This window comes from Thiorhodococcus mannitoliphagus (assembly GCF_010915725.1).
Classification (GTDB): domain Bacteria; phylum Pseudomonadota; class Gammaproteobacteria; order Chromatiales; family Chromatiaceae; genus Thiorhodococcus; species Thiorhodococcus mannitoliphagus.
Window position 1 is genome coordinate 1 of sequence record NZ_JAAIJR010000340.1, and the last position, 1,234, is coordinate 1,234.

Here is a 1,234-nt window from a genome sequence, read left to right on the forward strand (position 1 = left end):
ATTGCAGCCGTTTGTGGCTGCCCGATGTTGCCGCTAGAACTCGTGGTGGTGTTGAGTGACTTACCCCCCCGTTTCTGCGAAACGATTAGAGATCGTCACACCACCACCTTGACCTGATTGATGAACCTTCTCCGGTGTCCGGTAGCCCAAGCTCTGATGCGGTCGTTGCGTGTTGTAGAACACAAAATACTCCGTCAAACCCGTGAGCAGTTCGGGCAACGTCTCGTACCCTTTGGGATAGACATCTTCATATTTGACGCTGCGCCACAGACGCTCGACGAAGACGTTATCCAGGGCGCGCCCGCGTCCATCCATGCTGATGGCGATGTCCGCCGCGCGCAGAACGCGGGTAAATGCCTCGCTGGTGAATTGCACCCCCTGGTCGGTGTTGAAGATCTCGGGAGGCGCGTGACAGCGTAACGCCTCCTCCAGACAATCAATGCAAAACCCCGCATCGAGCGTGTTCGACACACGCCATCCCTGCACTTGCCGCGAGTACCAATCGATGATCGCCACCAGGTAGACAAAGCCCCGCGCCAAGCGGATGTAGGTGATGTCAGTGCTCCAGACTTGATTCGGCCGTGTGACGCTGAGCCCCCTCAAGAGATACGGATAAATCGGGTGCTCGGGATGCCCCTTGCTGGTGTGCGGGCCAGGAACCAGCCCCGCCAACCCGAGCAGGCGCATCAGGCGCTGAACCCGCTTACGACTGACGCCATAGCCCTGTTGACGCAGCGAGACCACCATGCGGCGACTGCCGTAAAAGGGGCGTCGCGTGTACTCCTCGTCGATCAGACGCAACAGCTCCAGGTCCAGATCGCTGACCACGCCAACGGGCGCTGGCGCATACACCGTCGAGCGCGCAATCCCCACCAGGCGACATTGATGACTGACGGGCAAGCCCAGTGACTCCCCATCGCCCGCGCGATCGATCCAGGCGCGACGCACGCTCACAGGCTCACTCCAGACTTTTTTTTCAGCCAGTCCAATTCCATCTTGAGCTTGCCGATCTCACTGTAGAGGCGCTCCGGGTCCGCGCTCTCAGCCACCGTCTTACGCCCACGCTTGATGTCAAACAAGGTTTCCGCTTGCTCGGTGATCGCCTTCTTCCATTGCCCAACTTGCACTGGATGCACACCATACGCCTGAGCAATCTCGTTGGTCGTCTTGACCCCACGAATCGCCTCAAGCCCCACCTTCGCCTTGAAGCTCGCCGAAAAGGTCTTACGATTCC

1 protein-coding gene is annotated in these 1,234 nt (G+C 59.2%); it reads right to left on the reverse strand.

Annotated elements, in window-relative coordinates; all coding sequences use genetic code 11:
• Positions 1-60 precede the first annotated feature (60 nt).
• Positions 61-1,234 (reverse strand): IS3 family transposase gene (locus G3480_RS26740; RefSeq protein ID WP_164657224.1). Its coding sequence is split into 2 segments (ribosomal slippage), with 1,175 coding nucleotides annotated over them: positions 61-965 and positions 965-1,234; the frame shifts between segments, so codons are not numbered across the junction. This gene is flagged as partial in the annotation.